Below are 20,576 nucleotides of genomic sequence, written 5' to 3' on the forward strand. Positions count from 1 at the left end.
CATGGCATTGTGGGGTGGTCGATTCGAATCAGGCGCTAGTAGCATGTTCAAGCAGGTTAACGATTCGTTGCCGTTTGACCAAGTGATGGCAAGCCAAGATATTCAAGGCTCTATTAGTTGGTCTCGTGCGCTGCAAAAAGCAGGCGTACTGACCACAGACGAACAAGCACAACTTGAAGGTGCACTGAACGATTTAAAAGCAAAAGCTGACGCGGGTGAACTAGACTTTAACGCTTCTAGCGAAGAAGACATTCATAGCTTTGTTGAGTCTGCACTTATTGAGCAGCTTGGTGACATTGGTCGTAAATTACATACGGGCCGAAGCCGTAACGATCAGGTAGCTACAGATTTTCGCTTGTGGGTACGTGAACATATTGCGTCACTTCGTAGCGATGTAGTGGCAGTTATTCGCTCACTCCTTAATGCCGCAAGTCGTCACCAGGAAGCCATTATTCCTGGTTACACGCACTTACAACGTGCTCAGCCTTTACACTTCGCCCACTGGTGCTTAGCGTATGTTGAAATGTTCAAGCGCGATTTAAGCCGCTTAGACGATTTAAAAGTACGTATGAACCAGTGCCCATTAGGCTCTGGTGCATTAGCGGGTACGACTTATCCTGTGGATCGCCACGCGATTGCAACCGAGTTAGGCTTTGACTCGCCATGCTTAAACAGCCTTGATGCTGTTTCAGATAGAGATTTCGTACTAGAGCTATTGTTTGTCGCGAGCACCAGCATGATGCACTTGTCTCGCGTGGCTGAAGACATGATTTTCTATAACTCTGGTGAAGCGGGCTTCTTGCAGCTTGGCGATAGCGTAACCTCTGGTTCTTCACTAATGCCTCAGAAGAAAAACCCTGACGCATTAGAGCTTATGCGCGGCAAATGTGGCCGTGTATTCGGTTCACTACAAGCCTTGCTTGTGACTATGAAGGGCTTACCTCTTGCGTACAATAAAGATATGCAAGAAGACAAAGAAGGCGCGATCGACACGGTAAACCAATGGCACATTTGTTTGTGTATTGCTACCGAGGTGCTCGATTCATTACAACTTAATGAAGACCGCTGCCGTGAAGCTGCCACACAAGGCTTCGCTAACGCGACTGAGCTTGCCGACTACTTAGTAGGCAAGGGTATTCCGTTTAGAACGGGTCATGATATTGCCGGTAAAGTGGTACTAGAAGCCATTGAAGCAGGTTGCGCGATTGAAGACTTACCTTTAGCTAGCCTACAAGCGGTATGCGATAAAATTGAAGATGATGTTTATACCGTATTGCAATTAGAGTACGGCGTAAATCAGCGCAATATATTAGGTGGCACTAGCAAAGAAACAGTGACTAAAGCACTGTATCAAGAGCTAGAAAACCTAGATAAGCAAGGGTAATCACATGGTGCTTGCCCATCATGACGGCGTTAAACTTTTCAGAAGTTCACTGCCGTATATCAATGCTCATCAAGGGAAAACCTTTGTTTTGATGTTCGGTGGCGAAGCCATTGAACATCCTAACTTCCCCAATATTATTCATGACATTGCCCTGCTGAATACCTTGGGTGTTCGCGTGGTAGTGGTCCATGGTGCACGCCCTCAGATTGATCAACGTGTTGCGCTTCGCAATATTGAAGGTCGATTTGAACATGGCGTGCGTATTACCGATAAGCAAACCCTAGAGTGCGTTAAAGATGCCGCAGGCTCTGTGCGCTCACAGGTAGAAGCCCTACTTACCATGGGACTGCCTAATTCACCGATGCATGGCGCACAAATTCGCGTGTGCTCAGGTAACTTGGTCGTTGCTAAGCCTATGGGTGTAAGAAACGGTATTGATTTTGAGAATACCGGCATGGTTCGTCGTATTGATACCACGGGTATAAATGACCACCTGAACGATGGCTCTATTGTGCTGCTCTCCCCTATGGGGTATTCCGCTACAGGGGAAGTATTTAATCTTTCCCATGAAGATGTAGCAACCCAAGCGGCCATTGCCCTTAAAGCTGACAAGCTTATTGTATTTTCTAACTTAGACGGTATATACAATAGTGAAGAAAAGTTACTTCGCACTATTGAACGCCCTCAGTTAGAGCAGCTTATCTTAAGCGGCAATATTACTACCGAAGATACGGTGTTAAAGGCGTTAACCACCAGCGTAGCAGCTGGTATACCTCGTGCGCACTGCATTAGTTACGAGAAAGACGGCGCGTTGCTGCAAGAGCTATTCACCCGCGATGGTACAGGCTCGCTGGTAATGGAGCATCACTACGAACAACTTCGTGCCGCGACTATTGACGATGTGGGCGGCATTTTAAAGCTCATTAAACCGCTAGAAGAAAGCGGTGTGTTGGTAAAACGCTCACGTGAACGGCTGGAAAGTGAAATCAATCAGTTTATTGTGATTGTTCGCGATGGCATGATCATCGCGTGCGCGGCCCTTTACCTCTACACCGAAGATGGCTGCGCTGAGTTAGCCTGTGTGGCTACCCACCCTGATTATCGTGGTAAAAATCGTGGTGAGCGAATTTTAGATGAAGTTAAAATACGCGCCCGCGAAGCGGATATCAATCGTGTATTCGTACTTACCACAGTGACTGCACACTGGTTCTTAGAGCAAGGTTTTGAACACGCAGATATTAGTGCTCTGCCTGAAGTGAAAAAAGAGCTTTATAACTTTCAGCGAAACTCTAAAGTGTTCACCCTAAACATTTAGTAACGTTATAGCGCGCTAAAGTGTTAGCGCGCCGTTTTTCTGCGCAGAAATTATTAATAACTATCAATAATTTACAACAATACTCTCGACAAACAGCCTAGGCTGAGATAACGTTGATGACAGAATAATTACTCGGTTATATGTAGTGTTTAATCGTTGCAGTACTTTACTCAAACGTTATCTTCTTCTTGATGCAGAGCATGTTCGCGCCCCAGACGCTGATACATGGAAGCTTAGCGTGCTGCGAATCATTCTTCTTATCGGTGTTACCCTAACCTCAGCCATCGTATTGCACTCTTCTTATGCGGCCTATCAAAAGGGCATGTATTACGTGTTGTATCTTACCATCGGCTTTTCAGCGTTACTTTACGCCACACTGGGGCTTCGTAAAGGTCAAATAAAACTCGCGTCAGCCAGCCTTACCCTCACTATTGTATTAGCAGGGCTGTGCATACTTTTCTTCACGATAGATATTGCCTCGGCTCGTTACGGCTTACTATTTTTCTTCACGCTTCCCATTATTTTACGGCTATTTTATGGCAATAAAGCTGCCATAATCGGCATGTTTTTAAACCTCATTCCTTTTGCGGTTCTAATAAACAACCAGCCAATTGCTCCACTTTTCGGCATCGACATCACGTTACCCGACACTCACACCTATCTAAGTTCGCTAATATTCATGTTTTTTAATTTTTGCCTTCCCATGGCCGTGATTCGCGTGATGACATCATTGGAAAGTCAGTCATCGTTAAACTTGAAGCAAACGAAAAAGATGGAAAAACTGGTAAGTCGCTATCAAGAAATTTTTAACAACGGCGGCACCCCTTCCCTCTTTTGTGATCAACAAGGGAAGATATTACAAGCGAATAGAAGCGCTCGAAAACTGATTAATCAATTACCAGAACCCTGCCATTATATTCATCAACTTTTTGAATTAAATGAGCCACTAAGTGCAGGCCATCGGCAAAAAACACATATATCGGGCAATCCACAGGCCACCTTTGAGCTTCAATCAGCTAGCCTTCAGCATCACAAAAAGCAATTAATTCATTGCTTCGACGTATCTGAAGCAACGGAACATGACCGTAAGTTCGACGCATTTAGACGCCAGCATTTTGAAAAGCATTATTACGATGAGCTCACCGGTTTGCGAAACCATCATTATTGGAACAGCAGTGTCAATCAACCTGTACCGGCAAACACGCAAGCGGTCATGCTAAAACTTGCAAACTTACGTGACATTAATTTGCAGTATGGTTACACCCAAGGTGATAAAGCCATGGCCCGATGTGCAGCGCAGATACAAAGTGTGCTGCCCGCATCGGTGAACGTATATCGATTACCTGGCGCTAGATTTCTGGTTTCATGTCAACACGACTCACACAAGTCAGAAGACTTTAATGCTTGGCTACGAGAAATGCTTCCTGGCACCATTCAGATTGATGACAATCTCGTAAAGCTGTCTCAACCATTAAACTGGCTGGGCGGTTTTGTACATGTGAGCACCCCCCAGTCTCCCTCTCAGGTTACTGAGTCTTGTGCCATTGCCTTAAGCCAAGCCAGTCGCGACAAAGATTTCAGTCAGTTCGATAGCAACGTAGTAAAGCTTATTCGTAAAGACACGCAACACAGAGACAAGGTAAAGCGGTTACTCGACAACCGCTGTTTAGCGTTATGGCTACAACCTCAGGTTTCAATTGATAACACAATTGTAGGTTTTGAAGTGCTTGCTAGGCTCAAAGATGATGAAGAAAATAAGATACTTCACCCATATCAATTTCTTCCTGTTATTGAAAAGAACAACTGGCACATTCTCTTTACCCAAAAAGTGCTTGATAACACTATTGAGCTTATTGAAAACTGGCCAAGCAGTATTCCGCCAGTTCCTGTGGCTATAAATTTGTCAGGCCCTGAACTCCTCAGTGATTTGTTCTACGAAAAATTACTGCGCCGCTATTCAGAAAGCGCATTTTTACGAGATCGCCTGAAGCTGGAATTGACAGAAACGTCGGTATTGGCGAGCCACCAAGAAACAAAACGCAGGCTAACTTCATTGGCCAACGTGGGTGCGACTATTATTATTGATGATTTTGGAACTGGCCATGCATCACTGTCGCAACTTATCGATATGTCTGCATCGGTGTTGAAAGTAGATAGAGAATTCATAGACCGGATAGATAGCTCAGAACGTCACCGTAAGATTGTTCAAATGACAATAGAGTTGGCAAAAAGCCTAGATATGCAAACCATTGCTGAAGGAGTAGAAACTCAAGCTCAGCTAAACCTACTTGTCGATATGGGCTTCACTCTTTTCCAAGGATATTTGTACGGCAAACCAGCCCCAATTGAAGCATGGCAGGGAATGGACAAGGCTATTACTGTTGGAAAACCTGCCGTTTAATAACGGTCTATAACAAATTTAAATACCTATTCTCTTGCATTTTCAAGCACTCCTCGCTTTACTGGTAAGACCAGAAGAGCGAGAACGATAGATGATTAAAGATATCAGCGTTACCTGTGAAGACAGTACTCACTTAACCGCAACCCTTTACACACCTGAACGCGCCATTAAAGGCGCAGTAATGATAGCGCCCGCCACGGGAATTAAGCGTCAGTTTTACGCAGCGTTTGCTAACTATCTTTGTGAGCAGGGTTTTGGTGTGATTACATTTGATAACCGAGGTATTGCTGAATCGTTAAAAGGGAAGATTGAACACAGTAAAGCGTCGCTAGTCACCTGGGGGCAACAAGATATGCCCGCCGTTTTAGAAACCCTAAAAATGCACTTCCCTAAGACCCAATACTTCTTAGTTGGCCATAGCGCAGGTGGGCAACTTTTAGGGCTAATGCCAAACGTAAACGACCTTACTGCATTTTGTAACTTCGGTAGCTCTTCGGGCAGCTTACGTAACATGCGAGCAGGTTACTTGCTAAAAGCGCATTTTTTCATGAATTTCTATATCCCTTTGAACAACTTACTTTTCGGGCACACTAAGTCTCACTTAGTCGGCATGGGTGAGCCCTTGCCTAAAGGCGTAAGCAGGCAGTGGCAAAAGTGGTGTAATGGTCAAGGGTATGTGAAGGAAGCCTTTGGTAAAGAAGTACTCAGGCACTGGTATGATGATATACGTCTGCCATCTAAATGGATATTGGCCACCGATGATGACATAGCAAACTTGTCGAATGTGAAAGACATGATTAGTGTTTTTCCAGAGCTCGAAGCGGATATTCGTCTGCTCACCCCCGATGACTATAACCTTGCAGAGATAGGCCACATGAAGTTTTTCTCAAGAAAATGTCAGGCATTGTGGCCTGAGGTTAGTGATTTTCTATCATCACATAGTGTATTGTCCGCGCCCGAGACTCAATCCCCTGTAATGTGAACCCAGTCTCTGCAGTATAATTTCCACAGAGACTGGGATTAAGCTTATCTAGTCGCAACTAGCTGGGCTGGTGTGATTACCAAGGGACTAGGCTTGATCTCACAAAAATAGAACTATTCGGGGCTATAAACTAGCCCCTCGCTGGCAGGTACAAGCCCATTGCAAATCGACTCAAAATCGCTCGCTAGGCTGTCAATACTACGTTGGTTTTTGACCGATAGCCACGATGCTGTCCATAGCATAGCTTCTTTAACAAAAGCCCCGCTCTTAGCGTGAAACACACTCGCACCCAACTCAGCCATTCTGGTTTGAATGTGTGCAGGTGCAAAGAAGAATTCATCACTTACGCCAGAGGCGTCTTTTGTATTTTCAACGCCATCAACTGTGCTTACATCTTGCCAATGGGTTAATCCCACTTGCACATAGCGCATTAGATCATCGCCAAGCCTATTCTTAAGCCGCAGCTTTATCTTATTGTTGCCTGACATATCTACTACAATGCTGGCTTTGCTGGCGATGTCATCTAGGTTGTTGTAACAAACCACTTGATGGTAAACATCTAGTCCTTCAACAAACTTTTGGCTTTTACCTGAAGTCACACCTACTACGTGATAGTCATCTTTTCTAAGGGCATAAGCCAACCCTAAACTGGTTTTGCTTGATGCGCTTAATACAATCACTTGTTTAGGTTTAGGCATATTGCACTGGTCAATTACATCCCACAGACAGTAAGACGTAATATATAAAGGCCAAAGCAACATTTGCAGGTTTTCACGGTGTGACTGTGTTTGATCTCCACTACACTCTAACGGGCGATACAAGTTATATCCCTGTGGTAACGGCCTTCTATGCGCGCTGGTATCAATCAAGTTGTTTTGAGCAAAGGTGACAGAGTCCATATGAAGGTGTGTTGCAGGCGGGAAATACCCAAAATAGCGACTGCCTATGTCCACACCTTCTACACTAGATGCTGTTACCTTCCCTATTCCCCATACCGGAATAACGCCCCAATTTTCTTCGTTATTGTTTTTAGTTGAATGACTATTGATAGGTGGGAAAAACTGCCAATAGCCAAGCTTATCGCCCATCATAAAGTAGGTGAGATTATTAGCAGTAAACGCAAAGCGCTCAACCTCAAAGGCCACCCCTGCTTGGGTTAAGGGTAAGTCTTCACTCTGCACTACACGGTATTTACTTAACTCTTTTTTATTAACTTGAAACTGTTTCACAGCCTTCTCCCTTATTAGCTAAGACGCTAGTTTTCCACTTGCTTTTAACCCATGCATGTATTCCATTAGTTTTCCCATAGCAGGTTGCGACGCAGCTTTTAGACGCCCTAGCACTTGTAGTTTCGACATATCGTCTTTGGCCACACCATGAACAATTTTTGAAAAACCATCGAGCCTGCAATTGTGGATCCATGCACGAAGCTCAGGCTGCTCCCCCCAAATATGCATATTTCGCAGCATTGCTGCTGTCATAGGTACCCAATCAATATCACGATTAGGCAACGGGACAACTTGCGTCAGTTTCTGCTTTGTAGCTTCATCATCGTAGGCCGCCTCAACGTGCGCAATTAACGCTGCACTGAACACCGGCTGGTAAGCTCGCACGGTTTGCGGCGTAATAGTATTGCCTTCAAAAACAGGCTTTATCTCTAAATTGGTGAGTGCTGACGCCGAACAGTCCACCACCAATGCATCTTCTGGCATTGCCCACTGAGCATCCTTAAATGTAAGCGCCTCTTTTCCCACATGCGTTACTCTGCCATGGCGAATTATATTAGGTAAGGTTTGCAGCGCTGCCAGCTCGGCTTCACTTACCGTTGCACCATGGAACATTGCGGGCCTAACGTCTTTATCTATGCGCAGCATGACACCTGCTTCCTCTAATTTATCGAACATGTCATCGATAGAGGTCGACTGTGCAATGGCTTCCATTTGGTTAGCTTGTGCGCCAATGGTATCGAAGAAAAAATCACTGAGTGGCTGGGTGTTTTTTCTATTTAGCAGCCATGCGTCACGAGATACTACCCAATGAATGTTTTCAGGGTTTACAAAATTGCTAAGCAACCATAAACACGTGTCGATCCCCGTTTTACCGCCGCCTATGACCACATAGTTTTTATGGCCTCGTACTCGTTGGGTTAAGGTATTTACTGGCGTAAAATCAACCTCGTCGTCAAGGGTAAAACTGGGCTTGTGGGTAATAGGAATACTGGTTTTTAAGTAGGTCGCATCCACGATTTTTTTGTTGACAGTAACGTCGTAAGTTTTACCGCCAGTGATATTGGTAAATTTGCCGTCGCCTTCGTATTGGCTGAGGGGAAAGTATTGAACGCGCCCCGAAGGCAAAAAGGTTTCTTGCATGACTGAATCGAAGTAAGCACTCACCTCAGCACCAGAAGCTAAGCCCATCAAGCCCTCATTCATTCCTGTTTTATCAATCACTCCGCGATTTAGCTCTCGTGAACAAACACCATAGAAAGCAGAAGGCTGATGTAAGGTGACAAAAGGGTAAGCTAAGTTCCAATGGCCGCCAGGCTTGGCATATTTATCGACTATGATAATGCTGGCATCGGTTTCCCTGAGTAGTACATCGGCAAACGCCATACCTACCGCCCCACTTCCCACAATCAAATAATCGCAAGTTAATTGTTCTGCTTTCATATACTATGTCCTTTATGTATAAACCTGCCTGCTCGCGGGTTTAATAAATGTAGTCACGCTAATCGACAATCTAATGGAACGATTGAATATAACAGTGTTATATTCAATATATATAACGCCGTTATATTGCGCAACATGTAAATTCAATGTAAATGAAAAAAGATACTCGTCAGAAAATTTTAGAAGCTGCTTCAACCTTGTTTTTAAAGGGCGGAACTCACGCTCTTAGCGTTCGCGCTATTGCTGAAGGTGCAAGCATGTCTACAATTGGCATTTACAGCCATTTCAAAGGGAAGCAAGGAATTCTTGATGCCTTGTATATTGAAGGCTTTACGCTTGTCGATGAGATGATGAAGCAGTCTGAGGGTAATACCCCGGCAGATAGGTTGCTTAATGCCTGTGAACACGTACTTCAATTCTCAGAAGCACATGCAGCACATTACAATTTGATTTTTGGCTCTAACTTAAAAGACTACGCCCCGAGTGAAGACGCACTTGCTGCTGGAGAAAAGGCATTTATCACCTTAACTAAAGTAGTATCAGCGATAATTAAAAAAGAGATTGCTGTAGAAGAGCGTCAAGATATAGCCATGCAAATTTGGGCGCTGTGTCATGGTTATATCAGTTTAAACCAACATGAAATTCGCAATAGAATTAATTGGGTAGACTGGAAAGCGCGGGCGTTAAATGCTATTCGCCTTCATGTTTACGCGTTGGCTGCTGCGCACAACAGTCATTCATAAAAAGAGCACAAAGCAGCAACACATTAACCGGCCTATCACGCGTAGGTACGAAATAGGCGGCGGTTTATATGTTGCTAACTTATGCAGTGATCGAGGCTTATTTCGCTTCGTTTAGCGCATCATCGATGTCTTTCGCGCTGTGCCTATCTTTAAGCTGTGCATCGCCCCACGTACGATTAACAATCACCCCGCGCTGAACTGCAGGGCGGGCTCCAACCTCAGTAGCCCAGCGTAGAACATGCTTGTAGTCATTAACTTGCAAGAAAGTGGCTGCGTCATAAAGATTACCGAGTACCAGATTGCCATACCATGGCCAAATAGCCATATCAGCAATACTGTATTCCTCACCGGCAAAATAGGTATTTTTGGCGAGATGTTTATCTAGCACGTCCAGCTCTCGCTTCACTTCCATGGTAAAACGGTTAATAGGATATTCCATTGGGTACGGCGCATAACTGTAAAAGTGCCCAAACCCGCCGCCCAAATAAGGCGCTGAACCTACTTGCCAAAATAACCAATTGAAACATTCTACTTTTGCAGCAGGATCGTTAGGAATAAACACATTAAACTTATCCGCTAGGTAATGAAGTATTGACCCCGATTCAAATAACTTTGTTTCCGGTGTAGTTGATGTATCTACCATGGCAGGAATTTTTGAATTTGGGTTTACATCAACGAAGCCAGACGAAAATTGATCACCTTCGCCGATATTCACCAACCACGCATCGTAATCAGCGTCAGCAATACCTGCAGCCAAGAGCTCTTCCAACATGATCGTGACTTTTTGTCCATTGGGCGTTGCTAAAGAATATAGTTGAAGTGGATGCTGGCCTACGGAGCGTTCTTGCTCATGAGTGGCTCCCGACACTGGTCGATTGATGCTAGCCCACTTGTTACCGTCATCTTCATTTTGGCTCCATACTTTGGGCGGCGTATAGGTATTACTGTCAGACATATCAGATCCTTTTCTATTGCATTAGCATGATTATAAATTTGATGTGTGTGCTGAATAGGGAATTACAAGGGATAGGCTAAATGATATACGACCAAGCGCTTCTCGCTGGGATAATTCGCAAAGAAGGCAGAGTAAAATCGTTTTAAAGCGTATTTTAAACTGCCCCTGCGTTAATAAAAGGCGCGCAATCCATTGCCCGCAAACTGTGTGGTTATTCGGTGCGTGCTGTTAAATAGCGTATTCGCTATAACTAGCATCACCAATAACCGAAATCTCTAATAAGTACTATTCCTAGCAAGTACTAGTAGCCGTTTGAAAAAACCTAGTCTTGTTCCAAGGAGGACAGTGCATCAAGCAACATGCACGTATTGAAATCGTTCGTCATGAGCTCGTTTGACACAAGCTCATTAGCAAAAATGGTTTTGGTAAAGTTCCTTACTATTGCAAACATACGCTTCCTCCCTGTGGGTATTGCTTTGAGGCGCAATACCGATGCTGCCATTGCTTCACGCTTAACCTTGATTAAGCAGAATTTGTACCACCACAACAAGTGCTCAAATATCAATAACTTACCCAAAATCATGGAGCAGGTGGAATAAGAGACGCTGAGAAAATGTTGCACTCTCGCAACACTTTTTTACTGACTAAGCAAATAGAGGGAATGTGGGGCTAAAGCATGGAGTGAATAAAAGAATGCGTCAGAGCGAGTAAACCTAACAGCAGGGATAAAAAAAGCAGCCTTAGGGCTGCTTTTATAGACTTTTATTAACGCTTACATAAACGCGCAGGTTTAAATGCTAACGCGCTTGTATGGTCTGTATTCAGCTTTCCAGAAATTACGCTCAATATGATCATTCAACGCATCGTCTGACAACTCAAGGGCAAGCCCTTGCGCCATTGCAACCTTACCTACTTCAAACGCTATTTTACGGCTAAGCTCAGCAATAGCACCGAGTGGTGGCAATAAGGAACCCTCGCCGGTGTTTACCAAAGGCGACGCATCTGCAAGTGCGTTACTTGCAGCCATCAGCATTTCATCACTGATTAATTTTGCTTTTGCAGCCACCACACCCAGGCCTATGCCAGGGAAAATATACGAGTTGTTACACTGGGCAATGGTAAATACTTTACCTTTGTATTCAACTGGCTTGAACGGGCTTCCCGTTGCAATAACCACTTCGCCATCGGTCCATTCAATAACCTGCTCTGGTCGTGCTTCAACCTGACGAGACGGGTTACTTAATGGAAAGATAATCGGTAGCTCACAGTTTTGCTTCATGGCGCGAACCACCTGCTCAGTGAACAAACCAGGTTGCCCCGATACGCCAATAAGGATATCTGGCTTGGCACAGTGCATAACATCAAGTAGCGATGCGTAATCGCCGCTAAAAGTCCAAGTTTCAAGGTCGACTAACTGTTGATTAAGCTTTTGCTGAAAATCACGTAGGCCTTCCATACCTTCGGTCACTAAGCCAAAGCGGTCTACCATGAAGACTTGCTTACGCGCCTGCGCATCGCTAATACCTTCATGCACCATTTGCTGAATAAGCATCTCAGCAATACCACAACCGGCTGAACCTGCTCCAACAAACACCACTTTCATGTCAGATAGCTTTTGTTGCTTCATGCGGCATGCCGCTAAAATAGTGCCTAATGTAACCGCAGCTGTACCTTGAATATCGTCGTTAAAGCAACACACTTGGTTGCGATAGCGGTTTAGCAATGGCATAGCGTTCGGCTGTGCGAAATCTTCAAACTGAATCATGACTTCAGGCCAGCGGCGTTTCACAGCCTGAATGAACATATCGACAAATTCATCGTAGTCTTCTTGCCCAATACGAGGGTGACGTGCCCCCATGTACATTGGGTCGTTAAGCAACTTCTCGTTGTTCGTTCCTACATCAAGCATAACCGGCAAGGTGTACGCAGGGCTAATGCCACCACAAGCGGTATATAAAGATAGCTTGCCGATTGGAATACCCATTCCACCAATACCTTGGTCACCAAGACCAAGAATGCGTTCGCCGTCAGTCACTACAATCACTTTGACTTTACGCTTCGTGGCGTTACGAACAATGTCATCTATTTGGTGGCGCTCTTCCCACGATACAAACAATCCGCGCGAACTACGATAAATGTCCGAGAACTGCTCACAAGCATCACCCACTGTTGGGGTGTATATAATTGGCATCATCTCATCAATATGCTTTTGAATAAGACGATAAAACAAGGTTTCGTTGTTATCTTGAATAGCGCGTAAATAGATATGCTTATTCAGTACTTCGTCGAAACTGCTGTATTGCATGTACGCACGCTCTACTTGCTCTTCAATACTTTCGTAACGAGGCGGTACTAAGCCTGTTAAGTTAAACGCAGCGCGCTCTCTCGAGGTAAATGCACTGCCCTTATTTAACAGGGGCGTTTCCAGCAGCGAGGGGCCAGCATGAGGAATATAAAGATATCGATTTGAATCTTCTGACATGGGTTATCCGGTTATATTTTCAGGCAATCACTTAGCAGCAACCTGATGAGCGCGCTTTTGCACGCTCTTTATTAAAATATTTCTTCAGGCTCAGGCGTCGTTGTTTTATCTTGCGAGGCAGGGTCGACCACTTCATCATCAAGAACATATGAGGTGGGTTCGGTGCCTTGCAAGAAATATTCAAACAGTGTCGTATGGTCTGTCCTTCGTGTCAACTTCCCACTGGTACGATCAATGCGAACACGGACTATTTTTTCAGGCACAGGAATCGGTGAATGCGGTTTCTCTGCCAATGCATACTCCATAAATCTTATCCAAGCCGGACCTGCTGCTTTTGCACCGTCTTCAGTGCCAATTAATGCATTACCAATCCAATTAAACTTTTCAGGGTTACGATTAATGAGATTTTGGTTACGAGTAGCACGGCCTAGTTGTCTGCCCATGTTGTCAAAACCCACCCACGCAGTCGCAACGATATCTTTTTGGAAACCACTGAACCACGTATCTCTTGAATCATTTGTGGTACCTGTTTTGCCGGCAATATCGGTGCGCTGAAGAATATTTCGCGCACGCCAACCTGTACCAAGCCAATAAGTCTTCTTACTCCAATTCCCATTTGCTCGTACACCCGTACGCATCATCTCACCTACCAAGAAAGCATTTTGCGCGGTAATAACTTGCGGTGCACTTTGTTTCTCAGTTACTTCGCTTTCGGCTAGCAATACATCTTTATTAAGCTGGGCTTCAAGTAAGGCTTCGACATCAACCTCGTCATTGTCTATATCGCTTTGTGAGTCACTTTCTGGATAGCTTTCAGGCGCATGTGCTTTAGTGCAGTTGTCGCATGCCCAAACAGGATTGGCTTGCCATAACACTTGATTATGTTCATCCAGCACTTTAGCGATAAAGTGAGGATTTACTAGATAACCGCCATTAGCAATAACTGACATACCACGAACCACTTCTAGCGGTGTATGAGAGCTAGACCCTAACGATACGGTTTCGTCTAATGGTATATCGTCTGGATCAAAACCAAAGCGAGTCAGATAGTCTGCCGCTTTGCGAAGCCCAACCCCGCGCAGTAGACGAACTGACACTACGTTCTTCGATTTACCCAATGCTTTACGCATACGAATAGGGCCATCGTACTCTGCCGGTGAGTTTTGAGGGCGCCACGCCACACCGGTCGCCGCATTCCATTGATTGATAGGGGCATCATTAATAATTGAAGCAAGGGTATAGCCGCTGTCTATCGCCGCAGAATAAATAAAGGGCTTAATGTTAGAGCCTACTTGTCGTTTTGCTTGCGTGGCACGATTAAACTGGCTTTGATAAAAGCTGTAACCGCCGACTACCGCTTCAACCGCACCGTTTTTTGGGTTAAGCGCAATAAACGCCCCACTCACTTCAGGGAGTTGTGCAATTCGCCATGCGCCGTCCTGTTCACGAACGTAAATTACCGCACCAGGCTGGGTTACATCCGATGCCGTTTCAGGCTCGCTGCCTTGTCTAAAGTCAGTGATATAACGTCTTGCCCAATCTAAGCCTTCCCACGTAATCGTGCGCTTCTCGCCGTTTACATCAAGCACATCAATCGATTGTTCAGCAGCTGAAAGCACAACTGCAGGCACGAGAGGCTTTATGTACGCCACTTGTGACAGCGCAGAAAGCATCTCGCGCTCACTCCAATCACTGGCAAGTAACTTGTCACTGATATCGGTATTTAAAGACAGCTGAGGCACTGGCTCATCTTGGCTGTCTGGCGAAGGGGCGCCCCACAAATAGCCAAGTGGTCCTTTGTAACCATGGCGCTCATCATAATCGTGTAGATTTCTTACCACCGCGCGCTGAGCAGCAAGTTGCAAGTCAGAACCTGCGGTCGCATAAACTTGATAACCACCAGTTTCCGCTTCATCTTTACCGTAAATATCGACCATTTCGTTATAGATGATGTCGGCCAAATACGGGGCATCTACTTCAATTTCAGCGCCATGTTTACGTGCCGTAATAGCTGCGGTTGATGCCGAATCGAATTCCGCTCGCGTAATGTATTCTTCATCAAGCATACGCAGCAACACGACGCGGCGGCGACCTGCTGATGCTTCAGGGTCAGTAATAGGATTTAGTGCTGAAGGCGCTTTAGGCAGGCCAGCAATTGTGGCAAGTTGTGCCAGCGTGAGTTCATTAAGCGATTTGCCGTAATACACCTGGGCAGCGGCACCAAAACCAAAAGAACGATGGCCTAGCTCAACTTTATTTAAATAGAGTTCAAGGATCTCTTCTTTGCTAAGTTCCTGCTCCATGTGCCAAGCGATAAATATCTCTTTTACCTTACGAATATACGTTTTTTCTCGACTTAAAAAGAAGCCTCGGGCAAGCTGCATTGTTAATGTACTAGCGCCTTGCCTTTTTTCACCCGTTATAATTAAACTTAAAGCAGCACGAGCGATTCCGATGGGGTCAATACCGTGATGTTCAAAGAAGCGACTGTCTTCGGTTGCCAATATCGCGTGGATTAATTGTTCAGGTACTTCCTCAAGTTTTACGGGGATCCGCCGTTTAACGCCATATTGGGAAATTAATTTTCCATCATGGGTGTATATCTGCATGGGCGTTTGAAGTCTAACATCCTTAAGTACAGTAACGCTTGGTAGGTTAGGTTTGATATAAAAGTAAATACCAACAAGCGCGACAAAACCAATAAGGCCTGAGATGACAAAGAATAATAATAACGGTTTAATGTACTTCACAATTTAAGGATACCAAGGCATTTTTGCGAAAATGACGTATATTTTCATACGTATGTGTTATCAATAGAACCATACGCACAATAAAAACTGAGTAATATTGTACTTTAGAGCAATTACCATTGAAACCGGACACTTGTAAATGAAATCGCTGTTCAAGAAAAAGATGCCTCCCATTGTGGGTTTAGACATAGGCACACGTCAAATAAAAGCGGTATGGCTAGAACATTCAGTCAATGGCTACATGCTTCAAGGCTATGCTTGTGAATCTATCAATAAAGTGGCTTTTTCAGAGCGCGATATTAAAGATTACGAGGCGGTAAGTTTAGCACTTAAAAAAGTGCGTAACAGCTTAAAAACTAAAATAAAGCAAGCTAATGTCGCGGTAGCGGGTACATCGGTAATCAGTAAAATCGTTTATATGGAGCCCGACCAAAACGATTATGAACTTGAAAGCCAGATAGAAATTGAAGCTGACAGTCTTATTCCTTTTCCCCTTGAAGAGGTTTACTTAGACTTTGAAGAGCTTGGCCCAAGTGAAACACATTCTGGTAAGGTCAATGTTCTGTTAACGGCTGCACATAAAGATTTAGTCGATAGCAGACTACTATTGTCTAGAGAAGCCGATTTCGAACCTAAAATTGTTGATGTGGAAAATTACGCGATTGGGAATGCTATCGACTTTTTCTATAATGGAAAAGTAGAAGATGAAGCCATTTGTGCCATTAATGTGGGCGCCTCATTACTCCAAGTTAGCGTGCTACGTAACGGTAATGTTATCTACACAAAAGAGCATGCATTCGGTCTAAATAACTTAATCAACGACATCAGCGCTATTCAAATGATTGAGCGTGAGGAAGCCGAGCGTCTATTAATGGATGAGTCATCATCAAACAGTTGGGTAGACGAAGTTTTACCTATCTTTGCCGCTAACTTACAGCAAAACATAAATCGTGCGTTACAAATGTATATGACGACATTTCACGTTGACCGCCCTGCAAAAATTTTACTTTGCGGCGGCGCTGCCACTATTCAACCTTTAGTCGACATATTACGCCAAGACTTAGGCTTAGAAGTTGATGTATTCGACCCCTTCTTAGGCATGACCATGAACCCTAAGTTAGATTCGCAGCGGTTACGTCGTATCGCCCCACAGCTAACTATTGCTGCGGGCCTTGCTAGCCGGGGTTTCACATCATGGCACATGTAAACTTACTTCCTTGGCGAGAACAACAGCGCCAACATCAAAAGCAACAGTATCTAATGGGGCTAGTCGCCGTTGCCGCTATCGTGGGGTTAATTTTTTGGTTTATCGGTCAAGCCATCGACCAACAAATTAATCATCAGAATTCAAGAAACCAGTTTCTTGAACGAGAGATTGGCTTACTAGATGCACAAATAGCAGATATAAAAAATATAAAAGAAAGCAAAAATGCGATTGAACAGCGCATGGCCTTAATTGAGCAATTACAGGCTAGCCGAAATGTAGCGGCCATTATTTTTGATGAGCTGGCTAAAATCGTACCTGTTGGTGTGACCTTCCAATCCATGAAGCGCATAGGCAATAAGTTAGAAATTGAAGGCATCAGTGATTCAAATAACCGTCTTTCTGATTTTATGCGTTCATTAGACAACTCTGATGTTTTTGTTGGAGCTGAATTATCCTCTATAAAAGCTGACACCAATGCTTCTCGCGCAATAAGCACCTTTACGCTTACCTTTATGGTTAGCCCTTCGGTAGCACCGTTGGAGCAAGACGCTGAAGGGGAGACTAAACAATGAAGTTTGATGTAGAAAAGCTCAAAGAACTTAATGAACTAGACTTTGAGCAAATCGCAATTTGGCCCAACGAAGTACGCATCGTGGTTGCTGCTTTTGTGGCAATCTTAATTGGTGCGCTTAGCTATTATCTGCTTATAAGCCCTAAATTACCTATTCTTGAGGCGGCAGAATTAAAGGAACAAGAGCTTAAACTGCAATACGAAGCTAAGTACCGCATAGCGGTAAACAAAGAAGCGTACCGGGAACAGCTCGCGCAGCTAGAAGACGACTTTTCCTCCATGCTGAAAAGCTTACCGACTAGCAATGAAACGCCAGGTTTACTGGACGATATCACCTATGTAGGCACATCATCTGGCCTTACTTTTAAGTTATTGAACTGGCAACAAGAGGTACCTAAAGAGTTCTACACCGAACTGCCTATTGAAATTGAAGTCAGTGGCGGCTATCACCAATTTGGAGAGTTCGTCTCCAAAGTGGCTGGACTACCTCGTATTGTCACCTTGCATGACTTCGATATTTTACGGCAAAGCAACGGGCTCACCTTGCAATTGCAAGCGAAAACCTACCGTTCAGAAAATAGTACCGGTATAGGCGGAGGCTCTGACTGATGCGCTATTTCTTAGTTCTTGCCGCGGTTGTTATGATAACCGCTTGCTCACCAAAACTTGATGACTTGCAGGCGTACACTCAGAGCGTGAGCGATAGTGCGGTTCATAATATTGAACCCTACCCTGAGTTTGCCACCCCTAAAACCTTTATATATTCGGCGGGCGAATTGCCTAGCCCTTTTGATTCGCCCAAAGAAAATACGCCACCACTAACACAAACTCGACAACAAAACTGTGTTCAACCTGACTTTGAACGCACAAAGCAGAAATTGGAAAGATATGGCTTAGACTCATTAGGGTTGACTGGAAACTTTAAAAGCCAAGGCGTTGAATGGGCGCTAGTCACTAGTAATGACGGTATTCTACATAAAGCCAAAATTGGCAGCCGCATCGGTTTATTTTACGGTAAAATCACTGGAATTAATCCAAACTCACTAACAATAGAACAGCTTATACCTGATGGCGCAGGTTGCTGGCAGAAAAAAGAGATAACGTTGAGCAAAACCTCAACGTCAGGAGAGAAAAAATAATGGCTGAGCGTTACTTATTTAACAAATCTTTAAATCGTAGAAGCTCTCGCTGGCCTTGGTTGCTGAGCTTTGCTGCTATTTGTACGGTATTGATGGTTTATGTTTCGCCTGCCAACGCGTTAGAACCCGTATTGTACGACCCAAATGACGATACCCCGTCAACGCGAATTACCGGCATAGACTTTACCCGAGAAGCCAATAATACCGGCGTTGCGTTAGTCACCTTTGAAGGTGCTTCGCCTACACCACAACTCGTTGAATCTCAGGGAAAGGTTACCATTACCCTCGCTGATAGCGTGTTGGATGAAAGTCAGCTCGTTGAATTAAACGTGACAGAGTTTTCCACGCCAGTATCAATCATTGAAACCTTTCAAGACGAAAAGAGTACGCGCATAGAAATTCTCTACAGCGATACCGTGACCGCTCGCCACGCGATAGACGATAACGTCATTCGTATCAAAATTGAGCCGATGAGCTTGTCGCAACAAGAAGAGTTAGAAAACAAGAAAACCTATACAGGCGACCCTATCTCGCTAGATTTTCAAGACGTTCCTGTACGTCAGGTATTACAAATAATCGCGCAAGTTAACGGCTTTAACTTAGTGACCACAGACACGGTGACCGGAAATGTCACCATCAGCCTATCTGGTGTACCTTGGGATCAAGCCCTTGATATGATTTTGCGCGTTAAAGGCTTAGATAAACGCTTAGAGGGCAACATCTTGTTGATTGCGCCAACCGAAGAGCTTACCGCCAGAGAGACCCAAGCACTGCAGTCGAAAAAGCAGGTATCTGATTTAGCCCCGCTTAGCACAGTAAATATCTCGGTAAATTATGCCAAGGCAGCTAACCTCGCAACTATCTTAAAATCTTCAGAGGGCGGCATTTTATCTGAGCGCGGGACAGTCACTGTAGATGAGCGCACCAACACGATGCTTATTCGAGATACTTTGCCGTCAATTGATGAAGCAAGAAAAATGATTGATGCGCTGGACATTCCCGTCAAACAAGTATTAATCGAAAGCAGAATGGTTACCGTACTTGATAACGTGGATGAAGAGCTAGGCGTTCGCTGGGGCTTGAGCGATAGAGAAAGCGACAGTGGTGTTTCCGGGAGTATTGAAGGCGCCGAAACAATTGCAGGCGGCTCTATTCCGAGTATTGACGACAGACTAAACGTAAACCTTCCGGTTTCTAGTGCAGCCGGTACTATCGGCTTTCAAATCGCGAGCTTGGTTGATGGGACCATATTAGATTTAGAGCTGTCAGCACTTGAATCTGAAAACAAAGGTGAGATTATCGCCAGCCCACGTATTACCGTGGCGAACCAACAAGAAGCCTATATTGAACAAGGAACCGAAATTCCTTACGTTCAAGCAACCTCAAGTGGTGCAACGTCGGTTGAATTCAAAAAAGCGGTATTATCACTTCGTGTAACACCGCAAATTACACCCGATAACCGCATTATTTTGGATTTAGTCGTTACCCAAGATACCCGTGGCGAAACCGTTTCAACTTCAACCGGTGATGCAGTGGCTATTGATACTCAAGAAATCAAAACTCAAGTCTTGGTAGAAAATGGCGAAACCATCGTATTAGGCGGTATTTTCCAGCAAACAAGTACCGATAGCGTGTCAAAAGTGCCATTATTTGGTGACCTGCCGTTTTTAGGTGTGCTGTTTCGGAATACTTCGGAGTTTCAAGAGAAACGTGAGCTACTTATATTTGTAACACCGAAAATAATTACAGAAAAACCGTAACAACCTATAATTCAAGGTAAAATGCGGGCTGAGAGCAGTCCGCTTTTTGCGTTTTCTCGTACTGCAATGCCCCTGTATTTACATTATAGTGCTAATTGTTTTCAACAATACTTGCAAGGGCTTGTTAGAAACTGAGATAATCGCGGTCTCGAAATTTTAGCGAGGTTAAAGGAGTAGTGCTTATTGGACATTAAATAAGCACGAGTCAATGGGTAGGC

Annotated in this window: 15 protein-coding genes; 10 read left to right on the plus strand and 5 right to left on the minus strand. The window is 44.5% G+C overall.

Translation table 11 applies throughout. From position 1 onward, the window contains the following. The first annotated feature begins 1 nt into the window (after nucleotide 1). The 4 genes from argH to AMBT_RS15870 all read left to right on the plus strand — a co-directional run bounded on the left by argH (nucleotide 2) and on the right by AMBT_RS15870 (nucleotide 6,082). The gene (gene argH / locus AMBT_RS15855) at nucleotides 2-1,384 is read left to right on the plus strand and encodes an argininosuccinate lyase (RefSeq protein ID WP_013785648.1); all 1,383 of its coding nucleotides are present in this window, start codon (nucleotides 2-4) and stop codon (nucleotides 1,382-1,384) included. 4 nt (nucleotides 1,385-1,388) lie between these two features. Further along, nucleotides 1,389-2,699 (plus strand): amino-acid N-acetyltransferase, encoded by a 1,311-nt coding sequence (gene argA, locus AMBT_RS15860; protein WP_013785649.1) that lies wholly within the window; start codon nucleotides 1,389-1,391, stop codon nucleotides 2,697-2,699. Between the two features lie 145 nt (nucleotides 2,700-2,844). Next, complete coding sequence (locus tag AMBT_RS15865) at nucleotides 2,845-5,100, plus strand: sensor domain-containing phosphodiesterase (RefSeq protein WP_013785650.1); 2,256 nt, start codon at nucleotides 2,845-2,847, stop codon at nucleotides 5,098-5,100. A 91-nt stretch (nucleotides 5,101-5,191) separates the two neighbouring features. Then, nucleotides 5,192-6,082: an alpha/beta hydrolase family protein gene (locus AMBT_RS15870; RefSeq protein WP_013785651.1), complete on the plus strand. Its 891-nt coding sequence runs from the start codon at nucleotides 5,192-5,194 to the stop codon at nucleotides 6,080-6,082. 113 nt (nucleotides 6,083-6,195) lie between these two features. On the opposite strand, the gene AMBT_RS15875 is transcribed toward AMBT_RS15870, so the two are convergent. Continuing rightward, nucleotides 6,196-7,311 (minus strand): DUF2855 family protein, encoded by a 1,116-nt coding sequence (locus AMBT_RS15875; protein WP_013785652.1) that lies wholly within the window; start codon nucleotides 7,309-7,311, stop codon nucleotides 6,196-6,198. Between the two features lie 18 nt (nucleotides 7,312-7,329). Beyond that, the gene (locus tag AMBT_RS15880) at nucleotides 7,330-8,751 is read right to left on the minus strand and encodes a hypothetical protein (protein WP_013785653.1); all 1,422 of its coding nucleotides are present in this window, start codon (nucleotides 8,749-8,751) and stop codon (nucleotides 7,330-7,332) included. Nucleotides 8,752-8,903: 152 nt separating this feature from the next. Between AMBT_RS15880 and AMBT_RS15885 the strand changes: the two genes are divergently transcribed. Continuing rightward, nucleotides 8,904-9,494, plus strand: coding sequence for a TetR/AcrR family transcriptional regulator (locus AMBT_RS15885; RefSeq protein ID WP_013785654.1), 591 nt, complete (start codon nucleotides 8,904-8,906; stop codon nucleotides 9,492-9,494). 97 nt (nucleotides 9,495-9,591) lie between these two features. Here the strand turns inward: AMBT_RS15885 and yghU are convergent, their stop codons facing one another. The 3 genes from yghU to AMBT_RS15905 form a co-directional block, all read right to left on the minus strand. Further along, nucleotides 9,592-10,449 (minus strand): glutathione-dependent disulfide-bond oxidoreductase, encoded by an 858-nt coding sequence (gene yghU, locus AMBT_RS15890; protein ID WP_013785655.1) that lies wholly within the window; start codon nucleotides 10,447-10,449, stop codon nucleotides 9,592-9,594. A 790-nt stretch (nucleotides 10,450-11,239) separates the two neighbouring features. After that, on the minus strand, nucleotides 11,240-12,931 hold the full coding sequence (locus tag AMBT_RS15900; protein WP_013785657.1) for an NAD-dependent malic enzyme: 1,692 nt from the start codon (nucleotides 12,929-12,931) through the stop codon (nucleotides 11,240-11,242). A 71-nt stretch (nucleotides 12,932-13,002) separates the two neighbouring features. Continuing rightward, nucleotides 13,003-15,681, minus strand: a complete 2,679-nt coding sequence (locus tag AMBT_RS15905; protein WP_013785658.1) for a penicillin-binding protein 1A — start codon at nucleotides 15,679-15,681, stop codon at nucleotides 13,003-13,005. A gap of 139 nt (nucleotides 15,682-15,820) precedes the next feature. Here AMBT_RS15905 and pilM point away from each other — a divergent pair, with 139 nt between their 5' ends. The 5 genes from pilM to AMBT_RS15930 are packed head-to-tail and all read left to right on the plus strand — an operon-like array spanning nucleotide 15,821 to nucleotide 20,358. Continuing rightward, nucleotides 15,821-16,888 (plus strand): type IV pilus assembly protein PilM, encoded by a 1,068-nt coding sequence (gene pilM, locus AMBT_RS15910; protein ID WP_013785659.1) that lies wholly within the window; start codon nucleotides 15,821-15,823, stop codon nucleotides 16,886-16,888. Then, a complete protein-coding gene (locus AMBT_RS15915; protein ID WP_013785660.1) occupies nucleotides 16,876-17,460 on the plus strand; it encodes a PilN domain-containing protein in 585 nt (194 codons plus the stop codon). Before pilM ends, AMBT_RS15915 begins: the two co-directional genes overlap by 13 nt. Then, on the plus strand, nucleotides 17,457-18,068 hold the full coding sequence (locus tag AMBT_RS15920; protein WP_013785661.1) for a type IV pilus inner membrane component PilO: 612 nt from the start codon (nucleotides 17,457-17,459) through the stop codon (nucleotides 18,066-18,068). Before AMBT_RS15915 ends, AMBT_RS15920 begins: the two co-directional genes overlap by 4 nt. Further along, entirely contained in the window at nucleotides 18,068-18,598 is a 531-nt protein-coding gene (locus tag AMBT_RS15925; RefSeq protein ID WP_013785662.1) for a pilus assembly protein PilP, read from the plus strand. The genes AMBT_RS15920 and AMBT_RS15925 overlap by 1 nt, the downstream gene beginning before the upstream one ends. Then, entirely contained in the window at nucleotides 18,598-20,358 is a 1,761-nt protein-coding gene (locus AMBT_RS15930) for a type IV pilus secretin PilQ (RefSeq protein WP_013785663.1), read from the plus strand. The genes AMBT_RS15925 and AMBT_RS15930 overlap by 1 nt, the downstream gene beginning before the upstream one ends. Nucleotides 20,359-20,576 lie beyond the last annotated feature (218 nt).

It is taken from the genome of Alteromonas naphthalenivorans (genome assembly GCF_000213655.1).
GTDB lineage: Bacteria > Pseudomonadota > Gammaproteobacteria > Enterobacterales > Alteromonadaceae > Alteromonas > Alteromonas naphthalenivorans.

Bases quoted from the DNA above. Each gene is read 5' to 3' on its own strand.
- argH (WP_013785648.1), top strand. From the start codon at position 2: ATGGCATTGTGGGGTGGTCGATTCGAATCAGGCGCTAGTAGCATGTTC.
- argA (WP_013785649.1), top strand. From the start codon at position 1,389: ATGGTGCTTGCCCATCATGACGGCGTTAAACTTTTCAGAAGTTCACTG.
- AMBT_RS15870 (WP_013785651.1), top strand. From the start codon at position 5,192: ATGATTAAAGATATCAGCGTTACCTGTGAAGACAGTACTCACTTAACC.
- AMBT_RS15880 (WP_013785653.1), bottom strand. From the start codon at position 8,751: ATGAAAGCAGAACAATTAACTTGCGATTATTTGATTGTGGGAAGTGGG.
- AMBT_RS15885 (WP_013785654.1), top strand. From the start codon at position 8,904: ATGAAAAAAGATACTCGTCAGAAAATTTTAGAAGCTGCTTCAACCTTG.
- yghU (WP_013785655.1), bottom strand. From the start codon at position 10,449: ATGTCTGACAGTAATACCTATACGCCGCCCAAAGTATGGAGCCAAAAT.
- AMBT_RS15900 (WP_013785657.1), bottom strand. From the start codon at position 12,931: ATGTCAGAAGATTCAAATCGATATCTTTATATTCCTCATGCTGGCCCC.
- pilM (WP_013785659.1), top strand. From the start codon at position 15,821: ATGAAATCGCTGTTCAAGAAAAAGATGCCTCCCATTGTGGGTTTAGAC.
- AMBT_RS15915 (WP_013785660.1), top strand. From the start codon at position 16,876: ATGGCACATGTAAACTTACTTCCTTGGCGAGAACAACAGCGCCAACAT.
- AMBT_RS15920 (WP_013785661.1), top strand. From the start codon at position 17,457: ATGAAGTTTGATGTAGAAAAGCTCAAAGAACTTAATGAACTAGACTTT.
- AMBT_RS15925 (WP_013785662.1), top strand. From the start codon at position 18,068: ATGCGCTATTTCTTAGTTCTTGCCGCGGTTGTTATGATAACCGCTTGC.
- AMBT_RS15930 (WP_013785663.1), top strand. From the start codon at position 18,598: ATGGCTGAGCGTTACTTATTTAACAAATCTTTAAATCGTAGAAGCTCT.